Source organism: Pectobacterium hainanensis (genome assembly GCF_046237015.1).
GTDB lineage: Bacteria > Pseudomonadota > Gammaproteobacteria > Enterobacterales > Enterobacteriaceae > JBJYIN01.
In genome coordinates this window covers 76145-100438 of record NZ_JBJYIN010000014.1, presented here as the reverse complement: position 1 = coordinate 100438, position 24294 = coordinate 76145, and the positions used below count along the sequence as shown (strand labels likewise).

Sequence of the window (24294 nt, the reverse complement as noted above, 5' to 3'; positions counted from 1 at the left end):
CTGTCGTTACTTGGTCAGAAAGATGTAAATAAATTTACCCTGAGCGCTAAAATCACGTTATTGGTAACCTCGGCATCTATAGACGATGTTACCAATAGCATCCAGGCGGCGGAGTATACCATCATGTATACCCAAAGTAATTGACGATGCGGTGTGACAGGGCGTGAAAAATCATCATGCGCCTGATTCGGTATTTGCGCCATTCTTGTAGCGTCAAACAAGAAGGATATGAAGATTTACGATACGCTTTGACCGTATACTTGTGTGCTCATCCGTGGATGACGAAACGCAACAGCGTACAACTCAGGATTTAATACCTATTCAGGATTTAATACCTATGCCTAAGAAAACAGAGCTGCCCATCAGCTTTGAAAATTCACTAAACGAATTGGAAAAAATCGTTACCCGACTGGAATCGGGCGAGCTGCCGTTAGAAGAAGCGCTGAATGCGTTCGAACACGGGATACAGTTGGCACGGCAGGGGCAACAGACGCTACAGCAGGCAGAGCAGCGGGTCCAAATTTTACTCAACGACGATCCTGACGCGACGTTGTCGCCATTTACCCCGGATAGTGAATAAATTATGGCCTATTTTTCAGAGCACTTGAGCGCCCACTATCAGCGCACAAACCGTACATTGAGCCACTATATTAGCGCCCTTCCCTTTCAGAGTAGTCCACTGGTGAATGCCATGGAGTATGGTTCATTGTTAGGAGGAAAGCGGTTACGGCCATTTTTGGTCTATACCACAGGTGAACTATTTGGCGTTTCTCTGGAAAACCTGGATGCCCCCGCGGCAGCGGTGGAATGTATTCACGCCTATTCATTAATTCATGATGACCTGCCAGCGATGGACGATGACGATCTCCGACGTGGTCAGCCAACCTGCCATATCAAGTTTGGCGAAGCCAGCGCTATTCTGGCCGGAGACGCACTGCAAACGCTGGCATTTTCTATTTTGGCTGATGCGCCAATGCCGCAGGTTTCCGATCGCGATCGACTATCGATGCTGTCTGAACTGGCAACGGCCAGCGGTGTTGCAGGCATGTGTGGCGGTCAGGCACTGGATTTAGAAGCCGAAGGTCATCAGGTCGATCTGGCGGCACTGGAACAAATACACCGTCATAAGACCGGCGCGCTAATCCGAGCATCGGTAAGACTGGGAGCACTGGCGGCCGGAGAGAAGGGGCGCATGGCATTGCCCTACCTTGACCGTTATGCCAACGCGATTGGTCTGGCCTTTCAGGTACAGGACGATATTTTAGATGTGATAGGCGATACCGCCACATTGGGTAAACATCAAGGCGCCGATCAACAGTTGGGAAAAAGCACCTATCCAGGTTTACTGGGGCTGGCATGTGCGCGTGAAAAAGCATGGGATCTTTATCAGGAATCTCTGGCGTCTTTAGACGATTTAGTCGCATCCAGCGCAACACCATTGGATATTGCGCCATTACGTGCGCTGGCAAGCTTCATCGTTGAGCGCAATAAATAGTCATAAATATTAACCTATATCCAATAAATTTCGACAGACGGCAGACGAACAGACTATTCTGAGCAGATAAATTATTGTCTTCAGATTAAAAATCGTAAACCGTGTCTAACTGAAAACAATGGGTATAAAACCTCTGAATGAGTCTCTAATGCGTTTTGATACAGCGAAATACCCCACACTGGCGATAGTGGAAACACCCGATGAACTTCGCCTGTTGCCAAAAGAAAGCCTGCCGAAGCTGTGTGACGAACTTCGTCAATACCTGCTGAACAGCGTTAGCCGTTCAAGCGGCCATTTTGCCTCAGGATTAGGTACCGTTGAGCTCACCGTTGCCCTGCATTACGTCTACAATACTCCCTTTGATCATCTGGTATGGGACGTGGGGCATCAGGCTTATCCGCATAAGATTCTGACCGGACGCCGCGATCGTATTTCAACCATTCGCCAAAAAGGCGGTCTGCACCCTTTCCCATGGCGGGATGAAAGTGAATACGACGTACTCAGCGTTGGTCACTCATCGACCTCCATCAGCGCTGGTCTAGGGCTTGCTGTTGCCGCTGAGCGTGAAGGAAAAGGTCGACGCACCGTATGTGTCATTGGCGACGGTGCGATCACGGCAGGTATGGCGTTCGAAGCGATGAATCACGCAGGCGATATTCGTTCCGATCTGTTAGTCGTACTCAACGACAACGAGATGTCGATTTCAGAAAATGTCGGTGCACTAAATAACCATCTGGCTCAATTGCTCTCTGGAAAACTCTACGCCAGCCTGCGAGAAGGTGGAAAAAAAGTCTTATCCGGTCTGCCTCCCATCAAAGAACTGGTGAAACGCACCGAAGAACACCTGAAAGGCATGGTCGTACCCGGTACGCTATTCGAGGAACTGGGGTTTAATTATATTGGCCCAGTGGATGGTCATGATGTACAAGCGCTGGCCCATACGCTGAAGAATATGCGTAGTCTGAAAGGCCCGCAATTACTGCATATCATGACGAAGAAGGGCAAAGGCTACGCGCCTGCTGAACAGGATCCTATCAGTTGGCATGCCGTACCAAAATTCGATCCCGCCAGCGGAACATTGCCGAAAAGTAAAGATGGCGCATTGCCCGGCTACCCGAAAATTTTCGGTCAGTGGCTACTGGAAACCGCAGCAAAAGACAGTAAATTGATGGCCATTACCCCCGCGATGCGTGAGGGAGCGGGTATGGTGCAATTCTCCAAAGACTACCCGCAACAGTATTTTGATGTTGCTATCGCTGAACAACACGCGGTGACGTTTGCCGCTGGCCTTGCTATCGGGGGCTATAACCCGGTTGTCGCAATATATTCCACCTTCTTACAACGTGCTTACGATCAGCTTATTCACGATGTCGCGATTCAGAACTTACCAGTCCTGTTTGCCATCGATCGCAGTGGCATCGTCGGTGCAGATGGGCAAACCCATCAGGGTGCATTCGATCTCTCGTTCTTACGCTGCATCCCAAATATGGTCATCATGACACCAAGCGATGAAAACGAGTGCCGTCAGATGCTTCATACCGGCTACCACTACAAAAAAGGTCCGACAGCGGTACGCTATCCTCGAGGAAACGGTACGGGCGCGACACTTACGCCGCTGACTGAACTGCCCATCGGTAAAGGTATCACCCGCCGACAGGGGGAAAATATCGCTATCCTTAACTTTGGCGTGCTACTGCCTGAAGCACAACAAGCGGCGGATAATCTCAATGCTACTCTCGTGGATATGCGCTTCGTCAAACCACTGGATGAAGAGCTGATTTTGGAACTGTCTGCCACGCACCATTCGTTTGTCACATTGGAGGAAAACGCCATCATGGGCGGTGCAGGCAGTGGCGTGAACGAATTTCTGATGGCGAAACGTCTTGCTATTCCAGTGCTTAACCTCGGTCTACCCGATCAGTTCATTTCTCAGGGAAGTCAGGAAGAAGTGCGGGCCGATCTTGGCTTAGATGCAGAAGGCATTGAGCACAGCATCACCCAATGGCTGGAATAGAGAAGAAACAACAACCGGGGCTTATGCCCCGGTGATCCAATAAACGCAGAATAACAAACAGGTCAGAACAGCGGCCAGTGGTGTCCAACCCAATAAATAATGCCTGCGGAAACAATCCCTGCGACGATGTCATCAATCATGATCCCCATACCACCGTGTACATTGCGATCAAACCAGCGGATAGGCCAGGGTTTCCAGATATCAAAGCAGCGAAATACCACAAACCCCGCAGCAACCCATTGCCACTCATTCACAGGTATCGCCATCAGCGTTATCCACATGCCGACAAATTCATCCCAGACAATACTGCCATGGTCATGAACGCCCATATCCTTAGCCGTCTGATGACACAAATAGACGCCGATACAGATACTCAACATAACCAGTAACGAATAAAGATCTGGCGGCAGAAAAGACAAGGGATACCACAACGGTATCGCCGCAAGCGAACCAACGGTACCTGGCATCCAGGGTGACAAACCACTACCGAATCCGGTCGCCAGCAAATGCCACGGATTACTCAGACGTATCCGGCTTTTGGCTATATCAGCCCCTTTAGTCTTGCCCGCTAAAATGGTCATAGCCCTTCCAGTTCAATTCAGATTCCTTCTCATTCAGAAAGAATCGTAATCCTTCGGAAGCAGGTCCGATCTGCCCGATGCACGTGTAATCAGCCCCTAAATGACCGAGGGCAATATCCAATGCGCCGCGATTTATCTCTGGTACGGTAAAGCATAATTCATAATCTTCACCACCGGTTAGCGCCCAACGCAACGCCTGCTCTTCATCGATTTGCTTCTCATTCACACAGTCACGTAACCATGTTGAATGAGGGATCGCATCCAGATTAATGCGAGCACCACATTCGCTGGCTTGCAAAATATGCTGGATATCCGAGATCAATCCATCAGAAATATCAATCGCAGAACTCGCCAGATCGCGTAGTGCCTGACCTTGCAGTATCCGTGGTTGTGGTCGCAGATGCCGTTGCAACAATGCCTGTCGCGTTTCGCCATGAGCGAGTTTCAGTCGATCTTGTAAAATCGCCAACCCTGCCGCACTGTCCCCCAACGATCCGGTAACATAAATCCAGTCACCAATCCGGGCACCTCGTCGTGTCAATGCCCGACCAGCAGGCACCAGACCGTGGATAGTCAGTGTCAGGCTTAATGGGCCACGAGTCGTATCCCCGCCGATAAGTTGCATACCGTAGTAATCGAGTAGCTCAAACAAACTATCGCTATAGGCCGCTAGCCAGTCACTTTTATTTTCGGGCAGAGTAATCGCCAAAGACAGCCAGGCAGGATCCGCGCCCATCGCGGCTAAATCGCTAAGGTTTACCGCCAACGATTTGTAACCCAAATCGGCAGGATGAATCTCGGGGAGAAAATGGATTCCAGACACCAGCGTATCGGTACTGACTGCCAGCCATTGCTTTTCCGCCACTGTCAGTAACGCACAATCGTCACCGATGCCCAATTCTACATCACGACGTGAACTTCCGACCCGATTGAAATAGCGGGCAATAAGGTCAAACTCACCTTCAACCATAACCTTTCCAGCCAGCATTTATCCAGACGAATTCAGGGCCGACATGTCGGCCCTGAATCATTTATTTTTTGTTTCTTCTCACTGTTGGTGCCGCTTTATCAAGAACGCCATTCACAAACTTATGGCTGTCCTCAGCACCAAAAATCTTAGCCAGTTCAATGGCCTCGTTAATCGCCACCTTATAAGGAACATCTTCACGTTTGCTGAGTTCAAACATCGCCAAACGCAAAATAGCTCTTTCCACCTGCCCCAATTCATCAAGCTGGCGTGACAGGAAAGGCACCATCAATTGATCAAGCTTCTCAGCCTGAGTTGCGACGCCTGCCAAAAGCTCACGAAAATAGGTGATGTCAACATCTTTGACATCCTGCTCGCTCAGGAATTGGTGTTCAATATCGGCAATATCGTTCTGAGATAACTGCCAGGAATAAAGCGCTTGAATCGCACATTCACGGGCGCGGCGACGAGCAGCAGGTTTCACGGAATTCCCCTTACTTAATAGCTTTCAATACATTAATCATTTCTAACGCGGTCAAAGCAGCTTCCGCACCTTTGTTACCCGCTTTCGTGCCAGCACGCTCAATAGCCTGCTCAATGCTTTCCGTCGTCAGCACCCCAAACGCAACGGGGACTTCACTATTCATCGCAACATGAGACAAACCAGAGCTACATTCACCGGCAACAAATTCAAAATGCGCAGTCCCACCACGGATAACCGTTCCTAGCGCAACAACCGCATCGTAGCCTTTAGTACTCTTGGTCAATGCGCGAACGGCTAACGGCAGTTCATAAGCACCAGGCACCCACACGACGGTAATATTCTCATCTTTGACCTGACCGATACGTTTTAACGCATCGATCGCGCCTTCTAACAGGCTGTCATTAATGAAATGATTAAAACGAGCAATCGCAATTGCCACGCGAGCGTCAGGAGTAGCGACAACACCTTCAATAACGTTCATAGCTTTCCTTTATCTGGTCTTTATACCCCGCAGGGGGGCGGATTCTATCATATTCTTCCGGTTACGTATCCGGTTTTGTCTGGCGTACCATTCAGGCCGTTAGTGTTTCGGCTTCAACCGCAGACGCAGGTCAGGCCCAACCTGGCGCACATCTATTATCGCAAACTCGGGGGCTAGCGACAGTTCATTCAGCCCCGGCAGGACACACAATGCGCGTGCTTGTTCTCCCAAGAGTTTCGGTGCAAGGTACACAATCAGCTCATCGACTACTCCTGCCCTCAATAATGCGCCAGCCAGGCTTGCTCCGGCCTCAACCCAAACGGTATTAATTTGCCGTTTACCCAACATCATCATCAACGCAACCAGATCCACCCCACCATGATGCGATGGCAATCTCAATTGCTCTACCCCATCGGGCCAAATTTGATCGTCTGGTTGAACACGGGCAAGCCAGGTCTGACCGGGTTGTGAGATAAGGCGATGTTGTGGCGTCACCCGTTGTTGGCTATCAACAATCACACGAACGGGCTGGCGGACCGTCTCTTCCGGGTAAGCCCGTTGGGTATCCGAATCCAGTTCCGACCATCGCACAGTGAGTGACGGATCGTCTGCTAATACGGTCGCACTGCTGCTCAGAATAGCGGAACTTTCTGCCCGAAAACGCTGCACGTCGCGTCTCGCCTGAACTGACGTGATCCATTGACTTTCACCCGAAGCCATCGCCGTTCTGCCATCCAGCGATGCCGCCATTTTCAGTCGCACATAGGGAAACCCTGTACGCATACGTTTCAAAAAGCCAAGGTTCACGTTCTCGGCTTCAGACATCATTAAACCATGGCTAACATCAATACCCGCCTGCTGAAGACGATACAAACCGCGCCCGGCGACTTCCGGGTTAGGATCCTGCATCGCGGCGACAACACGGGAAACGCCAGCGGCAATAAGCGCATCAGCACAAGGAGGCGTGCGGCCATGGTGACTACAAGGCTCCAGTGTCACATAAGCGATCGCACCTCGGGCTTTCTCTCCGGCCATACGAAGCGCGTGAACTTCTGCGTGAGGCTCCCCCGCGCGTAAGTGATAACCTTCGCCAACGATTTCACCTTCACGGACAATCACACAGCCAACGTTTGGATTAGGAGAAGTAGTAAAGCGCCCACGCCTCGCCAGCTCAAGCGCTCGAGCCATATACCGCTCATCATTAGACATCATCACTTCATTCTGTGGTGTCGTCATTCCCTGAACCTCTTATTGCTAGCGATAGATTTAATCCTGTAGACGGGCGATTTCCTCACCGAACTCACGAATATCCTCAAAACTGCGATAGACCGACGCAAATCGGATATAGGCAACCTTATCCAGTTTTTTCAGGGCATCCATGACCAGATTCCCCACCATCTTTGCCGGAACTTCTCGCTCGCCCGTCGCCCGCAAATGTGATTTGATGTGATTGATCGCCATCTCAACATCATCGGAACTCACAGGCCGTTTCTCCAGCGCTTTGAGCATACCGCTGCGTAACTTATCTTCATTGAAAGGTTCACGCACATCGTTACTTTTTACGATTCGTGGCATGACCAGTTCCGCAATTTCAAACGTGGTGAAACGTTCATTACACACCAGACACTGACGACGTCGGCGTACTTGTGAGCCTTCACCAACCAGGCGAGAATCAATGACTTTGGTATCAACAGCGGAACAAAATGGACAATGCATGATGTTTCCTGACCAGGAATCCTTAACGTGAAGACAGTTTACCCCGAATTAACAGACTAACCAAAACTCCTCTCACAATCACAGCTACACTGATTGTGACAAGAACCGAATATCGGAATGAATAAAACATCAAAGGAGAACAACAGAGATGAGAACCCGTTACCACCCGTTCGTTATTTTACTCGCGTTGCTCATTCTGTCTGGATGTGCACAACAACACGAAGCACCAAAGCTGCAAAATCAGTTAAATAAACTGAGCCAACAGTTGCAAACACTGACCGATCAAGCCACTGCGCTGGAACAGCAAAATACGCTGAACGCGCAGTCAACATCAGGCGTCTATCTCCTTCCCGCCGCGCAAAGTCATGCTGTTTTACAGAGCAACATTGGCAAACTTAGCGTGTCGCTCAGCCATATTGAAACTGAAGCCAATGGAACACGCGCATTGCTGCATATTCGTATCATCGACACCGCAAACAGACTTCCAGCATTCAGCGCACATCTGGATTGGGGGCAGCTCGATCCCGTTAGTGGTAAACCACTCACTAGCGACCAACAAACTCAGTCATTTATTATCACACCAACGCTTTTGCCAAAAACTGAAGCCGTTATTGAACTCCGCCTTAGCGGCCTATCACCGGAACAATTAGGATTTATTCGATTACATCAGTTGGAGAGCATTCAGACACCGCCTCCCGTTGCCGCGACGGAAGCGCCTTAATATGAGTCGATTGCGCTCTCCCCGGTAAAGGGGAGAGCAAAGGAGGGTTAATACTTAGAATCTAACGAGCTAGCCAGTTGATGATTAAGGAAGAATAGAAGGCTGATCCGCCCCTTCTTTCTCAACTTTCTGTACCAGCAAATGCTCACGCTTCATACCCAGTTTCAACGCTAATGCAGAAGCAACGTAGATAGAAGAAACCGTCCCAATTGACACCCCGATCAACATCGCCAGCGAGAAGCCTTCCAACATCGCGCCACCAAAAATATACAGCATCAAAACAACAACCAACGTGGTGGCCGACGTCATGATAGTACGACTCAGGGTCTGGGTCAGAGAGATATTCATGATTTCATAAGGCGTCCCACGACGGATCTTACGGAAATTTTCACGAATACGGTCCGATACCACAATACTATCGTTTAGCGAGTAACCAATAACTGACATCAGCGACGCGACAATGGTCAGATCAATCTCCATCTGGAACAGCGATAGAACACCTAACGTAATCACAACATCATGCGCCAACGCGATGACCGCCCCCAATGCCAAACGCCATTCGAAACGAAACGCAACGTAGATCAGGATACAGATCAACGCACTCAGCAACGCCATACCACCCGCCTGAGCCAAATCGCTCCCCACACTGGGGCCGACAAACTCAATGCGTTTCACCGTAGCATGCTGCTCCGTTCCTTCGTTAATCACGCTCAGAACTCGGCTACCCAATTCCTGGCCGGATGTACCTACGCTCGGCGGCATACGTACCATCACGTCACGGCTGCTACCGAAGTTCTGGATCAACGGATCGTGAAATCCGGCTTTTTCCAAAGAATCACGGATCAAATCCAGATCGGCAGGTTTTTCAAGATTGATCTCAATCACCGTACCACCGGTGAAATCCAATCCCCAGTTAAAACCACGAACTCCCATGACAATCAGCGAAAGAATCAATAACGAACCTGAAATCAGGAATGCGATATTATCCCAACGCATGAAGTCATAAACTCGGCGTCCGTAGTTTAGTTGTTCAACAGTATAATCCTGTGCCACAACGCACTCCTCAGATAGACAGCTTATTAATGCGTTTGCCGCCGTAAAGCAGGTTAACGATGGCACGAGTACCGACGATCGCCGTAAACATTGACGTCGCCACCCCAATAGCCGTGGTTATGGCAAAGCCTTTGATCGAACCAGTACCAACAGCATAAAGGATCACGGCAGTAATCAAGGTTGTCAGGTTAGCATCGATGATACTGGAGAATGCCCCCTTGTAGCCTTCATGAATCGCCTGTTGGACAGACCGTCCATTTTTCAGCTCTTCTTTGATACGCTCGTTTATCAGTACGTTCGCATCGACCGCAACCGCCAACGTCAATACGATACCGGCAATACCCGGCATGGTTAACGTCGCCCCTGGCAGCAGAGACATAACACCGACAATCATCACCAGGTTCGCCACCAGCGCCGTTGTCGCAATGACACCAAACTTGCGGTAGTAAACCACCATGAAGACGATAGAGGCGATCAACCCCCACAGACAGGCTTCCAACCCCTGAGTAATGTTCTGCATACCCAGCGTCGGCCCAATAGTACGTTCTTCCACAATCTGGATCGGCGCGATGAGTGCGCCTGCACGTAGCAACAGAGAGAGCTGGCGAGCTTCATTAGGGTTATCGATCCCCGTAATACGGAAGCTATTCCCCAAACGTGACTGAATAGTCGCAACGTTGATCACTTCTTCCTGTTTCACCAGGACCGCACGACCATTCGCGTCTTTCTTACCGCTATCCTTGTATTCCACGAATAACGTGGCCATCAGCTTGCCGATGCTGTCTTTGGTGAAGTTGGACATGGTGTTGCCACCCGCGCTGTCCAACGAAATATTCACCTGCGGCTGATTATATTCATCCGTACTCGACGTTGAATCCGTAATATGGTCGCCCGTCAGAATGACACGCTTGAATAGCACAACCGGCGCGCCATCACGCATATTTTTCACTTCGGAATCGCCGGGCACACGACCATTGGCCGCCGCAGTGGCATCCGCATCGCTATTCACCAGACGGAATTCCAGCGTCGCCGTCGCACCCAAAATTTCTTTTGCACGTGCGGTATCCTGAATCCCAGGTAATTCGACAACAATGCGGTCAGCACCTTGGCGCTGCACCAATGGTTCCGCGACACCCAGTTGGTTTACACGGTTACGCAGGATATTGATGTTCTGCTGAACGGCATACTCACGCGACTCACGCAGACGTTCATCTGTCATCACGGCCCGTAGCAGGTTGCTACCGCTGCCGCTGATCACCAAATCGCGGTGACGGGACGTTAAGTAGCTGATGCCCGAATCCCGCGCTTGACCATCACGAAAACGAATTTCGACACCATAATTGTCGGTTTTGCGTACGGCAGCATAAGGGATATTTTTCTCACGCAGATCGCTACGCAAAGAATCCATCGTCTGCTCTTGGAGTTTACCCAATGCCGTATCCATATCCACCTCCATCAGGAAGTGAACACCACCGCGCAGATCAAGCCCCAATTTCATAGGCTCAGCCCCCAGCACACGTAGCCAGGTTGGCGTAGCCGGTGCCAGATTAAGCGCGACGACGAATTTTTCGCCTAAATCATTAACCAGCGCTTCGCGTGCGCGAAGCTGTATATCCGGGTTAGAGAAGCGAGCCAGAATCGCACCATTTTCCAATGCAATCGACTTACTGGTGATATTTTGTTCTTTTAAGACATTTTGGACTTGGATCAGCGTCGTTTCGCTGGCGGCGGTTCCCCGCGCGCCAGTAACTTGTACCGCCGGATCCTCACCATATAGGTTAGGAAGCGCATAAAGCAGACCGATAATTAAAGCCACGATCAGCATCAGGTACTTCCACAAAGGATAACGGTTTAACACGGCAGTTCCCTTCGGGAAAATCAAAAATTACAGAGCCTTGATAGTGCCCTTCGGCAGTACCGCGGCGACGAAATCACGTTTGATAACCACTTCATTGGTTTCGTTCAACGCAATCGCGATATAGCCAGTCTCAGATACTTTGGTCACTCGGCCAACTAGCCCGCCGGTCGTTAATACTTCATCACCTTTGCTGATGGAATCCATCAACGCTTTGTGGTCCTTGGCGCGTTTTTGCTGAGGACGCAGGATCATGAAGTAAAAAATCAAACCAAAAACAGCCAGCATAATAACCAGAGTATACGGGCTTCCCTGAGCCGGAGCACCAGTTGCTGCTACAGCATCGGAGATAAAAAGACTCATTTAAGTTTCCTCTTTTTTGTCAAAAGATAAGTTAGCAAGACTACAAAAGTGAACAATATTAACACTGACATGAAAACTGGCCGTCAGTTAGTATGCGCAACGATACATATATACAAACACTACTGATGTACCACGTCTTTTTCAGCAAGCGGAGGAACAGGTTTCCCCATCCGCTGGTAAAAATCAGCCACAAAGTCTGCTAATTTACCTTCTTCAATGGCATGACGTAAACCCGCCATCAAACGCTGATAATACCGCAAATTATGAATGGTATTGAGTCGTGCACCGAGTATTTCGTTGCAACGGTCAAGATGATGCAAGTAAGCACGGCTATAATTGCGACACGTGTAACAATCACAGTGATCATCCAGTGGGCTGATATCATCCTTATGCTTTGCATTACGAATTTTCACCACACCGTCAGTCACAAATAAATGACCGTTACGCGCATTACGTGTTGGCATGACACAGTCAAACATGTCGATGCCGCGACGCACGCCTTCCACCAAGTCTTCTGGTTTACCGACGCCCATCAAATAACGCGGCTTGTCTTCCGGTATTTGCGGACAAACATGTTCCAGAATACGATGCATATCCTCTTTTGGCTCACCAACAGCCAAACCGCCCACAGCGTACCCATCAAACCCAATGTCTACCAGTCCTTTTACGGATACGTCACGTAAATCTTCGTAAACACTTCCCTGAATAATTCCGAACAGTGCGTTCTTATTATTCAGTTCATCAAAACGCTGACGACTACGCTTCGCCCAGCGTAATGACATTTCCATGGAGCGCTTCGCATAATCCCAATCCGCTGGATAAGGCGTACACTCATCAAAAATCATGACAATATCAGAACCGAGATCGTACTGGATCTCCATTGATTTTTCCGGGCTAAGGAAAATAGGATCGCCGTTGATCGGATTGCGGAAATGGACGCCTTCTTCCGTGATCTTACGGATATCCCCCAGGCTAAACACCTGAAAGCCACCAGAATCGGTAAGGATCGGGCCATGCCACTGCATGAAATCATGCAGATCGCCATGCAGCTTCATGATTTCCTGACCGGGACGCAGCCACAGGTGAAATGTATTGCCGAGCAAAATTTGAGCACCGGTCTCTTTGACTTCTTCCGGCGTCATACCTTTCACCGTGCCGTATGTGCCCACTGGCATAAACGCTGGCGTTTCCACTACGCCACGTTCAAAAATCAATCTGCCACGACGGGCACGACCATCTGTCTTTTGTAATTCGTACTTCACTTAACCTCCAGCACCAGAAAAACAGTCTGATGTTGCGATGAATAAAAAACCAACCGCCTGACAGAACCTGGTCTGCGACGGATAGGGTTAACGATAGCTACAGGCGAGCCCTATTGCTCAGCCAGATAGCGGAAATTATTCGACTTTCTCTTTTTCAGCCAAGGGATTATGCGTAATGAACATCGCGTCACCATAGCTGAAAAAACGATATTGCTCTTCGACCGCCTGCCGGTAGGCGGCCATCGTATGTTGGTATCCGGCAAAAGCAGACACCAACATAATTAAGGTGGATTCCGGCAAATGGAAATTCGTTACCAGCGCATCAATCACCTGATAATGATAACCAGGATAGATGAAGATACGGGTATCGCCGAAAAACGGTGCAATCAGCGCCGAAGCACTGGGCTGAGCGGCGCTTTCCAGTGAACGGACGGACGTGGTTCCTACGGCAATCACGCGGTTTCCTCGCGCCTTGCAGGCCAACACCGCGTCAACCACATCTTGTGGCACTTCAGCATACTCGGCATGCATGATGTGATCTTCAATGGTTTCAACACGCACAGGCTGGAACGTCCCCGCACCAACGTGCAGCGTAACGAATGCCATTTCCACGCCTTTTTCCCGTAACGCTGCCAGCATAGGTTCATCGAAATGCAACCCAGCCGTTGGCGCCGCCACCGCACCGGGGCGCTGACTATAAACGGTCTGATAAAGCTCCCGGTCCGCCGCATCATCGGGCCGATCAATATAAGGCGGCAACGGAATGTGTCCGATATCATTCAAAATGGTCAGCACATCACGAGCATCATCAAAATGCAGCTCAAATAGCGCATCGTGGCGAGCCACCATCGTCGCACTGACATTCTCATCATCACCCAGCAACAGTTCGGCACCAGGCTTGGGCGCTTTCGATGCACGGACATGTGCTAAAACACGATGTTCATCCAATACACGCTCAACCAACACCTCAAGCTTACCGCCACTGGCCTTGCGACCGAACAGTCGTGCCGGAATCACCCGCGTATTGTTAAAGACCAGTAAATCGCCAGCATCCAACTTATTCAACAGATCGGTAAAGATGCCGTGCGTCAGATTTCCTGTCGGCCCATCCAATGACAGCAAACGGCAACCGCTACGCTGAGCCTGTGGATAATGAGCGATGAGTGACTCGGGAAGTTCAAATGAAAAATCGGCAACGCGCATGGCAATTCACTTAGCTGTTTCATACATTAAAAATGGGCGGCCTAGTCTAGAGCCGCAAACGTCAGGCTGCAAGAAATAAGCACCTGAGCCACAGAATGCATTATACTCGTGCGATGAATTTTCTCGCACACCTCCATTTGGCCACGCTGGCTAACAGTTCGCTGTTAGGTAATTTGCTGGCGGATTTTGTTCGCGGCAATCCTCAGGATAGCTATGCTGACGATATTGTCGCGGGCATTCGCTTGCATCGTCGGGTTGATGTTCTGACGGATAGCCTGCCGGAAGTCAGGGCTGCTCGTCAGTATTTCAGTGATGATTACCGCCGTGTCTCCCCCATCACACTTGATGTGCTGTGGGATCATTTTCTGGCCCGACACTGGGAAAAGATTGAAACTGACGTTTCTCTGCCGGTTTTCATCGGTCAGGCAGAACAGCAAATTACCCCGTATCTGCCGCAGATGCCCGATCGTTTTCAGAATTTGAATCGGTATCTCTGGCCCGAGCGCTGGATGGAACGTTACGCGGAACTGCCATTTCTCGCCGATGTGTTGCACAAAATGTCGATCAGACGTCCTAAACTGGCAGCATTGTCTGGCTCTTTTCGCGATATTGAACAACACTATCACCAGTTTGAAACATTGTTCTGGCAGTTTTACCCGCAGATGATGACCCTGGCAAAAACACAGAAACTTTGATTTCTTAGCATGCGCAGTTGAGTGACAGGGAAGAGAGCATTGCGATTTGCCCTTTTTAAAAAAAGGGGTAATTTAAGGTATCAGGCCGAGGTAGTCTTTTCTTCAATAGACAAAAACTATCTCATTGATTGGTCTCTTTGGCTGTATTCAGCCTGACTGAATCCCTATACTGGTCTTCGTTTTCTACATCAATCCATCATTAACAACTATTTACAGGAGTAATTATGGTCCTGGTAACGCGTCAAGCCCCCGACTTTACCGCCGCAGCTGTTTTAGGTAGTGGCGAAATCGTTGAAAACTTCAACCTGAAAAAACACATCAACGGTAAACCAGCTGTGATCTTCTTCTGGCCGATGGATTTCACTTTCGTTTGTCCGTCAGAACTGATTGCCTTTGACCACCGTTATGCTGAATTCCAGAAACGTGGCGTTGAAGTGGTTGGTGTCTCTTTTGACTCTGAATTCGTTCACAACGCCTGGCGTAAAACCCCGGTAGACAAAGGCGGCATCGGCGAAGTGAAATATGCCATGGTCGCAGACGTTAAACGTGAAATCCAGAAAGCTTACGGTATCGAACACCCAGAAGCAGGCGTTGCCCTGCGTGGTTCTTTCCTGGTTGATAAAGACGGTATTGTTCGCCATCAGGTCGTTAACGATCTGCCGCTGGGCCGTAATATCGACGAAATGCTGCGTACCGTTGATGCGCTACAATTCCACGAAGAACACGGCGAAGTTTGCCCGGCGCAGTGGGAAAAAGGGAAATCAGGTATGGGCGCATCACCAGATGGCGTAGCAAAATATCTGTCTGAAAACGCAGACAAACTGTAATCCCCCACACTATCCTTGGTGTAACGAAAAAGCCGATTGGTTAAACCAATCGGCTTTTCTATTTATATTTTAACCATTGACTGAGTGAGACAACCCCTTAACCTAAAGACAGAACGCACTTTGCACGGGAAAAACTGACTGAAATAAAGGAGAACACAACACATGCAACAAAACCTTGCGCGGTGGCTAGGAAACGAAGGAATACAACACGCAGGCATAATTGCACTATTGGTTGTTTTGGGGCTGATACTCCTGATTTCAGCCGTCATTCATCTGGTTCTTCATCAGGTGGTATTAAAACGGATCGTATTACGCTCATTACAGAATACGAACAATGCCGACACCCCTGGCTGGAAACAAGCATTAACACAGCATAATCTGTTTAATCGTTTAGCGTTTCTGCTTCAGGGGATCATTCTCAATATTCAGGTTGTCCTGTGGCTACCTGCCCAAAGTGAAACCAGACAAGCGCTGGCAACCTGCACTCAAGTCTGGATAATGGTTTTCGCTCTGTTGGTGCTCTTTTCGCTTCTCGACATTCTGCGTACCGTTTCTTCACGTTCAAAAGTGGCAACCCAACTTCCTCTACGGGGAATTTTCCAGAGCCTGAAGCTGGCAGCAACGATTATCGTAGGCATCATGGTGGTATCGCTGTTAATTGGTCAATCACCATTGATTCTGATCAGCGGCTTAGGTGCAATGGCTGCCGTATTAATGTTGGTGTTTAAAGATCCGATCATGGGGTTGGTCGCAGGTATTCAGCTATCAGCCAATGATATGCTGGTGCTGGGAGATTGGCTGGAGATGCCAAAATACGGCGCGGACGGCGCAGTCATTGATATCGGTCTCACCACCGTTAAGGTCAAAAACTGGGATAACACTATCACGACGATCCCAACCTACGCGTTAATATCCGATTCGTTCAAAAACTGGCGTTCAATGTCAGAGTCAGGCGGAAGGCGGATCAAACGTAGCGTCAATATCGATACCACCAGCGTACACTTCATGACAGAAGAAGAACGCAATCGTCTGTTACGAGGCAAGCTCCTTTCCCCTTATATTGAAACCAAGCTTAGCGAGCTAAAACAGCACAACACCCAGCCAGACATAGATTTATCTTCCCCACTGAATGGCCGTCGCCTGACGAATCTGGGCACATTTCGCGCCTACCTGCATGCTTATCTGCGAGCGCATCCCGGCATACATAAAGGCATGACGCTAATGGTCCGGCAACTCGCCCCCACGCCAGAAGGTTTACCGCTGGAAATTTATGCGTTCAGCAATACGACGGTTTGGGTGGAATATGAAAGTATACAGGCAGATATCTTTGATCATATCTTCGCCGTTATGCCTGAATTTGATCTGCGTGTGCATCAGACACCGACAGGGCATGACATGCAAGCGATGACTCGTCAGCTCACATCACAACCCAAACGCTCAGACAGCGAAGTCTAAAGCGTAAAAATCTGAAACGTGAAAACAAGGCGGGGATGACATTCTCACCATCATCCCCGCGCAAACGACCATATTTATCGCGCCTGATATTACAACGTCTGGCGCTTCTTCTTAATCACATAGCCAACCAGCAATAACAAAATCCAGATCACGCCAACATACAGTGAAATACGCGTATCTGGGAAATAGCCGATCAAACCAATAATAAAGACGAGGAAAACAATACCGAAAGCCGACGTAATCACACCACCGCGCAACGGAAACTCCAGAGCCTTGACTTCATCACGGTTCAACCCACGGCGAAACGCAATCTGGGAGAACAGGATCATTATCCAGACCCACACCGTTGCAAATGTCGCCAGCGATGCAATCACCAGGAAGACCTTGCCTGGCATGATGTAGTTCAGATATACCGCAACCAGCAATGCCAGCATCATCACGATGACGGTCACCCAGGGAATACCACGCTTAGAAACGCGGGTAAAGATTTGCGGTGCATGCCCCTGCTCCGCCATACCATGCAACATTCGGCCTACCCCGAACACATCGCTGTTAATCGCCGATAATGATGCCGTGATAACAACGAAATTCAGAATGCCCGCTGCGGCGGTGATCCCCATGTTTTGGAACGTCAGCACAAAAGGACTACCGCCGGTACCGACCTGATTCCATGGGTAAATCGACATAATGACAAACAGCGTACCGACATAGAAAACCAGAATACGCCACGGTACCGAGTTAATGGCCCGTGGAATGGATTTCTTCGGATCCTGCGCTTCCCCTGCCGTTATACCGATAATTTCCACGCCGCCGTAAGCGAACATCACCAGTTGCAGGGACAGAATCATGCCCATCACACCGTTACTGAAAAAGCCCCCGTTCGTCCAGAGATTATGGATCCCGGTCGGCTCACCACCGTTACCAATCCCCCAGATAATAATGCCAATACCGGCGACGATCATGATGATAATGGTGGCGACTTTAAAGAAAGAGAGCCAAAACTCCAGTTCTCCAAACGCTTTGACATTCATCAGGTTAATCGCGCCAATGATTAACACCACACTCAGCACCCAAACCCAATGCGGCACTGCCGGGAACCAAACGCCCATGTAAATGCCAAATGCCGTCACATCCGCGATAGCGACGATCAACATTTCGAAGCAGTAAGTCCAGCCGGTGATGTAACCAGCCAACGGGCCAAGATAATCTTGCGCATAACGAGAAAACGAACTGGACTGCGGGTTATTAACCGACATTTCTCCAAGCGCGCGCATGATGATATAAGCGACGACCCCACCAATCAGGTAGGCTAGCAATACGCTAGGGCCCGCCATCTGGATAGCGCTGGCGGAGCCATAAAAAAGCCCGGTACCAATTGCCGAACCCAACGCGATAAAACGGATATGCCGCGTACTTAACCCACGCTTGAGCTTAGTGGATTGTTGTTCCATAGATAAGCAACCCTGTCTACAAAAGAAAAACCACAGGCGCAAGCCTGTGGTACATAAATCAAAAACGAACCGTAATCAAAAACGAACCGTGTTATTGATGTACCGTAACTTCCTGACGGCCAGAGAGGCGGTCATATACCACTGTCACCAAAAACACCAACGCAGACGGTGGTAACCATGCCAAGCCCTGTTCACTTAAGGGCAGCGACAGGCTCCATTCTGGCAGCAGCGTATTGAAAGCGGAAGATTTTATACCATCAATGATGCCAAATAACAGGCTGATTAACATGACCGGTGCCACAATACGTGAGCTGCTATTCCAAAAACGCAGAGTAAAACTGAGCAAAACCAAAATGATACAGGGAGGATAGATCGCCGTCAGTACAGGAATAGAAAGTTGAATCAGATGGCTTAAGCCCAAATTAGAGACCAACATGGAAAAGCCACCCAGCACAAACACCAGCGTACGGTATGAGAAAGGTAAATACTGAGCAAAAAACTCCGCACAGGCGCAAGTCAGCCCAACGGCCGTAACCAGGCAAGCAATAAAGATGAGCAACGCCAGGAAACTGCTTCCCATATTACCAAACGTGTGTTGTACATAGGCATGCAGAATTTCTGCGCCATTTTGCGCCTCTGGCACCAATACGCCGCTACCGGAGCCCAATTGGAACAGGCTGAGGTACACCAATGTCAATCCCAGCCCCGCAATCAACCCTGCCCAAATGGTATAACGTGTTAATAATGCAGGGCTATTCACACCGCGAGAACGCGCCGCATTAACAATAACGATCCCGAAGACCATGGCTCCCAGCGTATCCATCGTCAAGTAACCATTGACGAAACCACTGGAAAAAGGAATATGCTCATAGGACTCAATTGCCGGAATAGGAAGACCGACCGGCAGCATAACAGCAGCAATCCCCAGCACAGCCAGAGCAGCAATTTTCAGCGGAGCAAGGACATGCCCCACGGTATCCAGCAGTTTACCGGGATACAGCGAGATAAGAATGACGATAGCGAAATAGAACAGACTGTAAATCAATAACGGTGAAGCGCCGTTACCAACCAGCGGTGCAAGACCAATCTCAAATGACACGGTAGCGGTGCGAGGGGTAGCAAATAGCGGCCCGACCGCCAGATAACACACGGTCGCCAGCAGAACACCCGCCTTCTTGCCGATCGGCGAACTGAGCGCATCAACACCACCTCCGACACGCGCCAGAGCTATCACCGTTAATACCGGTAATCCGACCGCGGTGATCAGAAACCCGATAGCAGCAATCCAGACATGTTCTCCGGATTGTAGCCCAACCATCGGTGGGAAAATAATATTCCCCGCGCCGACAAACAAAGCAAAGGTCATAAATCCCAATGCCACGATATCTTTGGACGTTAAACGATGACTCATAGTGATGTTGTGTTGCCTGTATTAATCGATAAAAAGGAATACCAGTGCTGATGGCCGCGGCCCTTCCACATCCATCAGGGTAGTGAGTCGCACGGTCTGTGTGCAGATTTAGGCGTTCATTGCGCTTTGGCTTATAGCCGTATTGTGGGCTAAGTAAAACGTTTATAGCGAAAAAAGGCAATACTCAATCAACAAACCAGAACCTTAGACCAATTTAAAAACAAAAAACAGCATATAATTTCATTATTTCTTATTTGCCTAACACATGATTTGTGCATGAACACGCGCAGTGACGCAATAAAACTGGCATAAACAAAACAATAATGCATGATTAGATCATAAATAAAACTTATTGAACAAAAAAAAGCCATCTTTATGGCTAACCAAAGCAAAATATTTGCGTCGCAGGGGAGTATTTCGTGTAAAAAATAACCCCGGAACGGGGACATTCCGTTCCGGGGTTAGCAGAAATGGGTGCGCTATTCGACGGGTTAGCCGTGAATGACGATCACCATACGCGGTTGGCAATATTAACGACCAGCTTCAGTTTGTCCCACTGCTGCGCTTCCGTCAGAGCGTTCCCTTCTTCAGTTGAAGCAAACCCACACTGAGGACTGAGGCAAATCTGCTTGATATCAACAAATTTTGCGGCTTCAGCAATACGCGCTTCGACAGCTTCGATGCTTTCCAACTCACCCGTTTTACTGGTAATAAGCCCCAGCACAACCTGCTGATGCCCTGGCTTGATGAAACGCAGCGGTTCAAAACCACCCGCACGTTCCGTATCGTATTCCAGGAAGAAAGCATCGACATTCACTTCGCCAAACAGTATTTCTGCCACGGGTTCATAACCGCCTTCAGAAATCCAGGTAGAGCGGAAATTCCCGCGACACACGTGCAATCCAATCACTAGATCGCTGGGTTTGTCGGCCAGTGCTTTATTCAATACATCGGCATACGTACGGGCAAGCTGCTCCGGATCTTCCCCACGCTCACGGATCTGACGTTTTTGATCGTCGGAACACAAATAGGCCCAAACGGTATCGTCCAATTGCAGATAGCGGCAGCCAGCCTCATAGAACGCATGAATAGCATCGCGCCAAGTTTGAGACAGATCGTCGAAATAAGCGGCCAGATCGGGGTAAACCTGACTATCAATGGCTTTACGCCCACCGCGGAAATGCATCACGCTCGGGCTAGGGATCGTCATTTTAGCTACGGCATCACCGGCAATACTGTTCAGATAACGGAAATGATCCAGCATAGGATGTTGGCGATTAAAACTGACTTTATCAGTCACGCGGATCCCATGAGATTTGGTCTGAATACCGTTGAACTGAATGCCGTGTTCAGCTTCATAACGTTCCACACCATTTAATTCGGCAAAAAAATCAAAATGCCACCAGGCGCGGCGAAGTTCACCATCTGTGACCACCTGAAGACCGGCGTTACGCTGCTGTTCGACAACACGTAAGATCTCCCGATCTTCAACGGTACGCAGTTGTGACGCATCAATTTCACCCGCTTGATATTGGATACGTGCCTGTTTGATCGCTTCCGGGCGCAATAAACTACCGACGACATCGGCACGGAAAGGGGGAAGTGTTTTAGCCATATTACGTCACGCTCCTGACAATCCATCCATACACGATCGACGATAACAGATAGATAGTTTTATTATGAAATATTCACATAAGTAAATAATTACGCCAGAGACATTATAGCCATCTGGACGTCCAAGATTTGAAATGAATCCTGTCATGTCAGAAGCAATGGGGCAATAGAATATTTTTCACGTAACATGAAATAGATTCATGTTTAGGTTATCCACCCTTTATCGTGCTGTACTATCCGATCGTTGCGCCTCATCCAAGCCAAGCTGTAATCGCGTTAGCTGGCGAATATTTTCAGGAAGCGGCAAATAACCATCCTGACTCACCAATGATTGACCTGTTTTAGACAAAACACGATCAAGAAACGCGGCGGTCAGCGCTTCCAACGGCTGATCCGGAACCTTATTGATGTAAAGATAAAGATAACGCGTATAGGGATAACGCCCGCTGCGAATATTTTCGGTGGAAGGGAAAACATAGTCCGTCCCTTGTGCTGCTAACGGCACCATCCTTACGCCACTGGTGCGAAAACCGACGCTGGCGTACCCAATGGCATCCGTCGATGCAGCAACAGCTTGTACGACCGATGCCGACCCGGGAAGCTCATTCACCTGAGGAAGAAAATCACCGCTGCACAATGCACGTTGTTTAAAAAAACCGTATGTCCCTGACGCCGAATTCCGCCCGTAACGCAGTATGGTTCGAGTCTCCCAATCACCGTGCAATCCCAAATCCCGCCAACTTTTTATCGGCCGTTGGCTACCACAGCGCTGGGTCATCGAAAAAATTGCATCCAACTGCGATAAATTCAATCCGGGCAACGGATTATCCTGATTCACCAACACAACTAATGCATCCATCGCGACCGGAACCGCCAATGGCGGATAGCCATAGTGCTGAACAAAAGCATCAATTTCACTGGCTTTCATCGCCCGACTCATGGGACCCAATTGAGCCGCACCGGATGCCAGTGACGTTGGGGCAGAAGAAGAACCGGCGGCCTGAATCTGCAAGTTCACGCCGGGATAATGTTGACTAAAATCAGCGGCCCAGAAAGACATCAAATTCGCCAATGTATCTGAGCCTGCGCTGGAAAGGTTCCCGGCCAGCATTTGACGCGGCTGAGCAATGCTGAAAAAGCTCATCAGCAATAGCATCAGGGCAACGGGATAATTAAGCCATCTCATGAAACCACACTATTCAGGCATAAAAAAGCGGATGAAATACCTGTCGGAACACAACGACACGCGGTAAATCCTGCGGTTTCAGCGAGTGAACGTTTAGCATAAAAAATCATGAATAGCACTTTCCGTCAGACGGGAGGTTTCGCCGTATTTTCAGCTAAAGAAACGGGAACAATCAACCGATTCGGCAAAGTAAACACGAAACGGGACCCTAATCCCTCTTCACTCATGATTTCCAACCTGGAATCATGATGGCTAAGCGCATGCTTCACTATCGCCAGCCCCAACCCACTTCCCCCGGTTTGTCGCGAACGTGCCTTATCCACACGGTAGAAGCGTTCAGTCAAACGCGGCAGGTGCTCCGACGCAATGCCAGGCCCGTTATCGCTGACCTGGAACTGTGCACCCTGTGGCGTTTTCTGCCAGCAGACCTCAATGCGCGTCCCGGCTGGCGTATGGTTGATCGCGTTATATACCAGGTTTGACACCGCGCTACGCAACTGCTCTTCATTCCCGAACACCTGAAGATGCTCATTCACCCGAAAGACGATCTCATGGCGATCCTGGCTCAGGGTTTGCGCTTCACGCTGCAATACGCGCAACATTAACGGTATATCAACTTTCTCATTCAGGTCGATCGTCGCAGCCGCTTCAATCCGTGAAAGCGTCAGCAGTTGCTTCACCAAGCCATCCATACGACGCGTCTGCTCCTGCATCGTATTCAGTGCTTTGCTGCGTAACGAGCTATCCAGTGACTCATCCTGCATCATCTCCAGATAACCTTGTAATACCGTCAGCGGTGTACGCAACTCATGGCTGACATTGGCGAAAAAATTACGCCTTGCGCCTTCAAGTTGATGCATTTGGGTGATATCACGCACAACCATCAACAATTGACCTTCAGAGTAAGGCATCACGCGAAATTCGACATGATGGCCATTGTTCAATTGCTGCGTTAAAGGCTTGCTGAAATCCTGCTCTTTTAAATAATGAGTAAATTCGGGGTAACGCAGCAGGTTGAGGATATTCTGACCATTATCTTCCGGCCAACGAAAATTCAGTAAGTGCTGTGCCAGATGATTACACCAAAAGATCGTGCCCTCTTCAGTAGTGATGACAACCGCATCCGGCAGCGATTCTGCGCCACTACGAAACCGTTTGATCAAGAGCGCCAATTCGCGTCGACGTCGACGATTACGCAACTGCATCTGGTATAAACCGTAAAACAAAGGTTCCCAACTCCACCGGCCAGGTGGCGGCGTCATACTCCGGTCAACCCAAAGCCAATAGGAGAGCTTGAGCTGATTGTAAAAATTCCAGCCCAACACGGCCAAAACAGCCGTTAATAAAAACCAGGATAAATAACCGAAAATCAGCCCCAGTAAAAAAGCGGGCAGGCAAAAAAAAACCAGCTCCAATGCCAGCCTTTTCCATGATAGACGTTCTAGCACGTTAATGTTTCT

General features: G+C 49.3%; 23 protein-coding genes. 7 read left to right on the top strand and 16 right to left on the bottom strand.

Going from position 1 to position 24294, the window contains the following annotated elements; all coding sequences use genetic code 11:
- Nucleotides 1-337 precede the first annotated feature (337 nt).
- The 3 genes from xseB to dxs all read left to right on the top strand — a co-directional run bounded on the left by xseB (nt 338) and on the right by dxs (nt 3509).
- Nucleotides 338-580 carry an exodeoxyribonuclease VII small subunit gene (gene xseB, locus ACKPVM_RS14785; RefSeq protein ID WP_409310145.1) on the top strand — a complete coding sequence of 81 codons (243 nt, stop codon included), beginning with the start codon at nt 338-340 and terminating at the stop codon, nt 578-580.
- 3 nt (nt 581-583) lie between these two features.
- The gene (ispA, locus tag ACKPVM_RS14780) at nt 584-1495 is read left to right on the top strand and encodes a (2E,6E)-farnesyl diphosphate synthase (protein ID WP_409310144.1); all 912 of its coding nucleotides are present in this window, start codon (nt 584-586) and stop codon (nt 1493-1495) included.
- Nucleotides 1496-1643: 148 nt separating this feature from the next.
- On the top strand, nt 1644-3509 hold the full coding sequence (dxs, locus tag ACKPVM_RS14775; RefSeq protein ID WP_409310142.1) for a 1-deoxy-D-xylulose-5-phosphate synthase: 1866 nt from the start codon (nt 1644-1646) through the stop codon (nt 3507-3509).
- A 62-nt stretch (nt 3510-3571) separates the two neighbouring features.
- On the opposite strand, the gene pgpA is transcribed toward dxs, so the two are convergent.
- The 6 genes from pgpA to nrdR all read right to left on the bottom strand — a co-directional run bounded on the left by pgpA (nt 3572) and on the right by nrdR (nt 7738).
- Nucleotides 3572-4090, bottom strand: coding sequence for a phosphatidylglycerophosphatase A (gene pgpA, locus ACKPVM_RS14770; protein WP_409310141.1), 519 nt, complete (start codon nt 4088-4090; stop codon nt 3572-3574).
- Nucleotides 4065-5060 (bottom strand): thiamine-phosphate kinase, encoded by a 996-nt coding sequence (gene thiL, locus ACKPVM_RS14765; protein ID WP_409310139.1) that lies wholly within the window; start codon nt 5058-5060, stop codon nt 4065-4067. The genes pgpA and thiL overlap by 26 nt, the downstream gene beginning before the upstream one ends.
- Before the next feature lie 61 nt (nt 5061-5121).
- Complete coding sequence (gene nusB, locus ACKPVM_RS14760; protein WP_409310137.1) at nt 5122-5541, bottom strand: transcription antitermination factor NusB; 420 nt, start codon at nt 5539-5541, stop codon at nt 5122-5124.
- A gap of 10 nt (nt 5542-5551) precedes the next feature.
- Nucleotides 5552-6022, bottom strand: a complete 471-nt coding sequence (gene ribH / locus ACKPVM_RS14755; RefSeq protein WP_409310135.1) for a 6,7-dimethyl-8-ribityllumazine synthase — start codon at nt 6020-6022, stop codon at nt 5552-5554.
- A gap of 99 nt (nt 6023-6121) precedes the next feature.
- On the bottom strand, nt 6122-7231 hold the full coding sequence (gene ribD / locus ACKPVM_RS14750) for a bifunctional diaminohydroxyphosphoribosylaminopyrimidine deaminase/5-amino-6-(5-phosphoribosylamino)uracil reductase RibD (protein WP_409310206.1): 1110 nt from the start codon (nt 7229-7231) through the stop codon (nt 6122-6124).
- A 57-nt stretch (nt 7232-7288) separates the two neighbouring features.
- Nucleotides 7289-7738, bottom strand: a complete 450-nt coding sequence (gene nrdR / locus ACKPVM_RS14745; protein ID WP_409310133.1) for a transcriptional regulator NrdR — start codon at nt 7736-7738, stop codon at nt 7289-7291.
- Nucleotides 7739-7886: 148 nt separating this feature from the next.
- Here nrdR and ACKPVM_RS14740 point away from each other — a divergent pair, with 148 nt between their 5' ends.
- Nucleotides 7887-8459 carry a SadB/YajI family lipoprotein gene (locus tag ACKPVM_RS14740; RefSeq protein WP_409310131.1) on the top strand — a complete coding sequence of 191 codons (573 nt, stop codon included), beginning with the start codon at nt 7887-7889 and terminating at the stop codon, nt 8457-8459.
- 84 nt (nt 8460-8543) lie between these two features.
- On the opposite strand, the gene secF is transcribed toward ACKPVM_RS14740, so the two are convergent.
- The 5 genes from secF to queA all read right to left on the bottom strand — a co-directional run bounded on the left by secF (nt 8544) and on the right by queA (nt 14195).
- On the bottom strand, nt 8544-9512 hold the full coding sequence (secF, locus tag ACKPVM_RS14735) for a protein translocase subunit SecF (RefSeq protein ID WP_409310129.1): 969 nt from the start codon (nt 9510-9512) through the stop codon (nt 8544-8546).
- 10 nt (nt 9513-9522) lie between these two features.
- Nucleotides 9523-11370 (bottom strand): protein translocase subunit SecD, encoded by a 1848-nt coding sequence (gene secD, locus ACKPVM_RS14730; RefSeq protein ID WP_409310128.1) that lies wholly within the window; start codon nt 11368-11370, stop codon nt 9523-9525.
- 27 nt (nt 11371-11397) lie between these two features.
- Entirely contained in the window at nt 11398-11730 is a 333-nt protein-coding gene (gene yajC / locus ACKPVM_RS14725) for a preprotein translocase subunit YajC (protein ID WP_409310126.1), read from the bottom strand.
- Nucleotides 11731-11849: 119 nt separating this feature from the next.
- Entirely contained in the window at nt 11850-12992 is a 1143-nt protein-coding gene (gene tgt / locus ACKPVM_RS14720) for a tRNA guanosine(34) transglycosylase Tgt (RefSeq protein WP_409310125.1), read from the bottom strand.
- A gap of 135 nt (nt 12993-13127) precedes the next feature.
- A complete protein-coding gene (queA, locus tag ACKPVM_RS14715) occupies nt 13128-14195 on the bottom strand; it encodes a tRNA preQ1(34) S-adenosylmethionine ribosyltransferase-isomerase QueA (RefSeq protein ID WP_409310123.1) in 1068 nt (355 codons plus the stop codon).
- Nucleotides 14196-14308: 113 nt separating this feature from the next.
- Between queA and ACKPVM_RS14710 the strand changes: the two genes are divergently transcribed.
- The 3 genes from ACKPVM_RS14710 to ACKPVM_RS14700 all read left to right on the top strand — a co-directional run bounded on the left by ACKPVM_RS14710 (nt 14309) and on the right by ACKPVM_RS14700 (nt 17172).
- Nucleotides 14309-14890: an acyl carrier protein phosphodiesterase gene (locus ACKPVM_RS14710; RefSeq protein WP_409310205.1), complete on the top strand. Its 582-nt coding sequence runs from the start codon at nt 14309-14311 to the stop codon at nt 14888-14890.
- Nucleotides 14891-15114: 224 nt separating this feature from the next.
- Nucleotides 15115-15717, top strand: a complete 603-nt coding sequence (locus tag ACKPVM_RS14705) for a peroxiredoxin C (RefSeq protein ID WP_409310121.1) — start codon at nt 15115-15117, stop codon at nt 15715-15717.
- Nucleotides 15718-15879: 162 nt separating this feature from the next.
- On the top strand, nt 15880-17172 hold the full coding sequence (locus ACKPVM_RS14700; protein WP_409310119.1) for a mechanosensitive ion channel family protein: 1293 nt from the start codon (nt 15880-15882) through the stop codon (nt 17170-17172).
- 89 nt (nt 17173-17261) lie between these two features.
- Here the strand turns inward: ACKPVM_RS14700 and proY are convergent, their stop codons facing one another.
- From proY to phoR, 5 genes are all read right to left on the bottom strand, one after another.
- Nucleotides 17262-18623, bottom strand: a complete 1362-nt coding sequence (gene proY, locus ACKPVM_RS14695) for a proline-specific permease ProY (RefSeq protein WP_409310117.1) — start codon at nt 18621-18623, stop codon at nt 17262-17264.
- A gap of 91 nt (nt 18624-18714) precedes the next feature.
- Nucleotides 18715-20034 (bottom strand): branched-chain amino acid transport system II carrier protein, encoded by a 1320-nt coding sequence (brnQ, locus tag ACKPVM_RS14690; RefSeq protein WP_409310116.1) that lies wholly within the window; start codon nt 20032-20034, stop codon nt 18715-18717.
- Between the two features lie 508 nt (nt 20035-20542).
- Nucleotides 20543-21649, bottom strand: a complete 1107-nt coding sequence (locus tag ACKPVM_RS14685) for a cobalamin-independent methionine synthase II family protein (RefSeq protein WP_409310114.1) — start codon at nt 21647-21649, stop codon at nt 20543-20545.
- Between the two features lie 219 nt (nt 21650-21868).
- Complete coding sequence (locus ACKPVM_RS14680) at nt 21869-22834, bottom strand: PstS family phosphate ABC transporter substrate-binding protein (RefSeq protein WP_409310112.1); 966 nt, start codon at nt 22832-22834, stop codon at nt 21869-21871.
- A 125-nt stretch (nt 22835-22959) separates the two neighbouring features.
- Nucleotides 22960-24282 carry a phosphate regulon sensor histidine kinase PhoR gene (gene phoR, locus ACKPVM_RS14675; RefSeq protein ID WP_409310110.1) on the bottom strand — a complete coding sequence of 441 codons (1323 nt, stop codon included), beginning with the start codon at nt 24280-24282 and terminating at the stop codon, nt 22960-22962.
- Nucleotides 24283-24294 lie beyond the last annotated feature (12 nt).

Excerpts from the sequence above, each read along its gene's own strand:
- ribH (WP_409310135.1), bottom strand. The coding sequence starts at position 6,022 with ATGAACGTTATTGAAGGTGTTGTCGCTACTCCTGACGCTCGCGTGGCA.
- xseB (WP_409310145.1), top strand. The coding sequence starts at position 338 with ATGCCTAAGAAAACAGAGCTGCCCATCAGCTTTGAAAATTCACTAAAC.
- ACKPVM_RS14680 (WP_409310112.1), bottom strand. The coding sequence starts at position 22,834 with ATGAGATGGCTTAATTATCCCGTTGCCCTGATGCTATTGCTGATGAGC.
- brnQ (WP_409310116.1), bottom strand. The coding sequence starts at position 20,034 with ATGAGTCATCGTTTAACGTCCAAAGATATCGTGGCATTGGGATTTATG.
- ispA (WP_409310144.1), top strand. The coding sequence starts at position 584 with ATGGCCTATTTTTCAGAGCACTTGAGCGCCCACTATCAGCGCACAAAC.
- ACKPVM_RS14705 (WP_409310121.1), top strand. The coding sequence starts at position 15,115 with ATGGTCCTGGTAACGCGTCAAGCCCCCGACTTTACCGCCGCAGCTGTT.
- thiL (WP_409310139.1), bottom strand. The coding sequence starts at position 5,060 with ATGGTTGAAGGTGAGTTTGACCTTATTGCCCGCTATTTCAATCGGGTC.
- dxs (WP_409310142.1), top strand. The coding sequence starts at position 1,644 with ATGCGTTTTGATACAGCGAAATACCCCACACTGGCGATAGTGGAAACA.
- proY (WP_409310117.1), bottom strand. The coding sequence starts at position 18,623 with ATGGAACAACAATCCACTAAGCTCAAGCGTGGGTTAAGTACGCGGCAT.
- ribD (WP_409310206.1), bottom strand. The coding sequence starts at position 7,231 with ATGTCTAATGATGAGCGGTATATGGCTCGAGCGCTTGAGCTGGCGAGG.
- queA (WP_409310123.1), bottom strand. The coding sequence starts at position 14,195 with ATGCGCGTTGCCGATTTTTCATTTGAACTTCCCGAGTCACTCATCGCT.
- ACKPVM_RS14740 (WP_409310131.1), top strand. The coding sequence starts at position 7,887 with ATGAGAACCCGTTACCACCCGTTCGTTATTTTACTCGCGTTGCTCATT.
- nrdR (WP_409310133.1), bottom strand. The coding sequence starts at position 7,738 with ATGCATTGTCCATTTTGTTCCGCTGTTGATACCAAAGTCATTGATTCT.
- ACKPVM_RS14710 (WP_409310205.1), top strand. The coding sequence starts at position 14,309 with ATGAATTTTCTCGCACACCTCCATTTGGCCACGCTGGCTAACAGTTCG.
- yajC (WP_409310126.1), bottom strand. The coding sequence starts at position 11,730 with ATGAGTCTTTTTATCTCCGATGCTGTAGCAGCAACTGGTGCTCCGGCT.
- ACKPVM_RS14700 (WP_409310119.1), top strand. The coding sequence starts at position 15,880 with ATGCAACAAAACCTTGCGCGGTGGCTAGGAAACGAAGGAATACAACAC.
- pgpA (WP_409310141.1), bottom strand. The coding sequence starts at position 4,090 with ATGACCATTTTAGCGGGCAAGACTAAAGGGGCTGATATAGCCAAAAGC.
- ACKPVM_RS14685 (WP_409310114.1), bottom strand. The coding sequence starts at position 21,649 with ATGGCTAAAACACTTCCCCCTTTCCGTGCCGATGTCGTCGGTAGTTTA.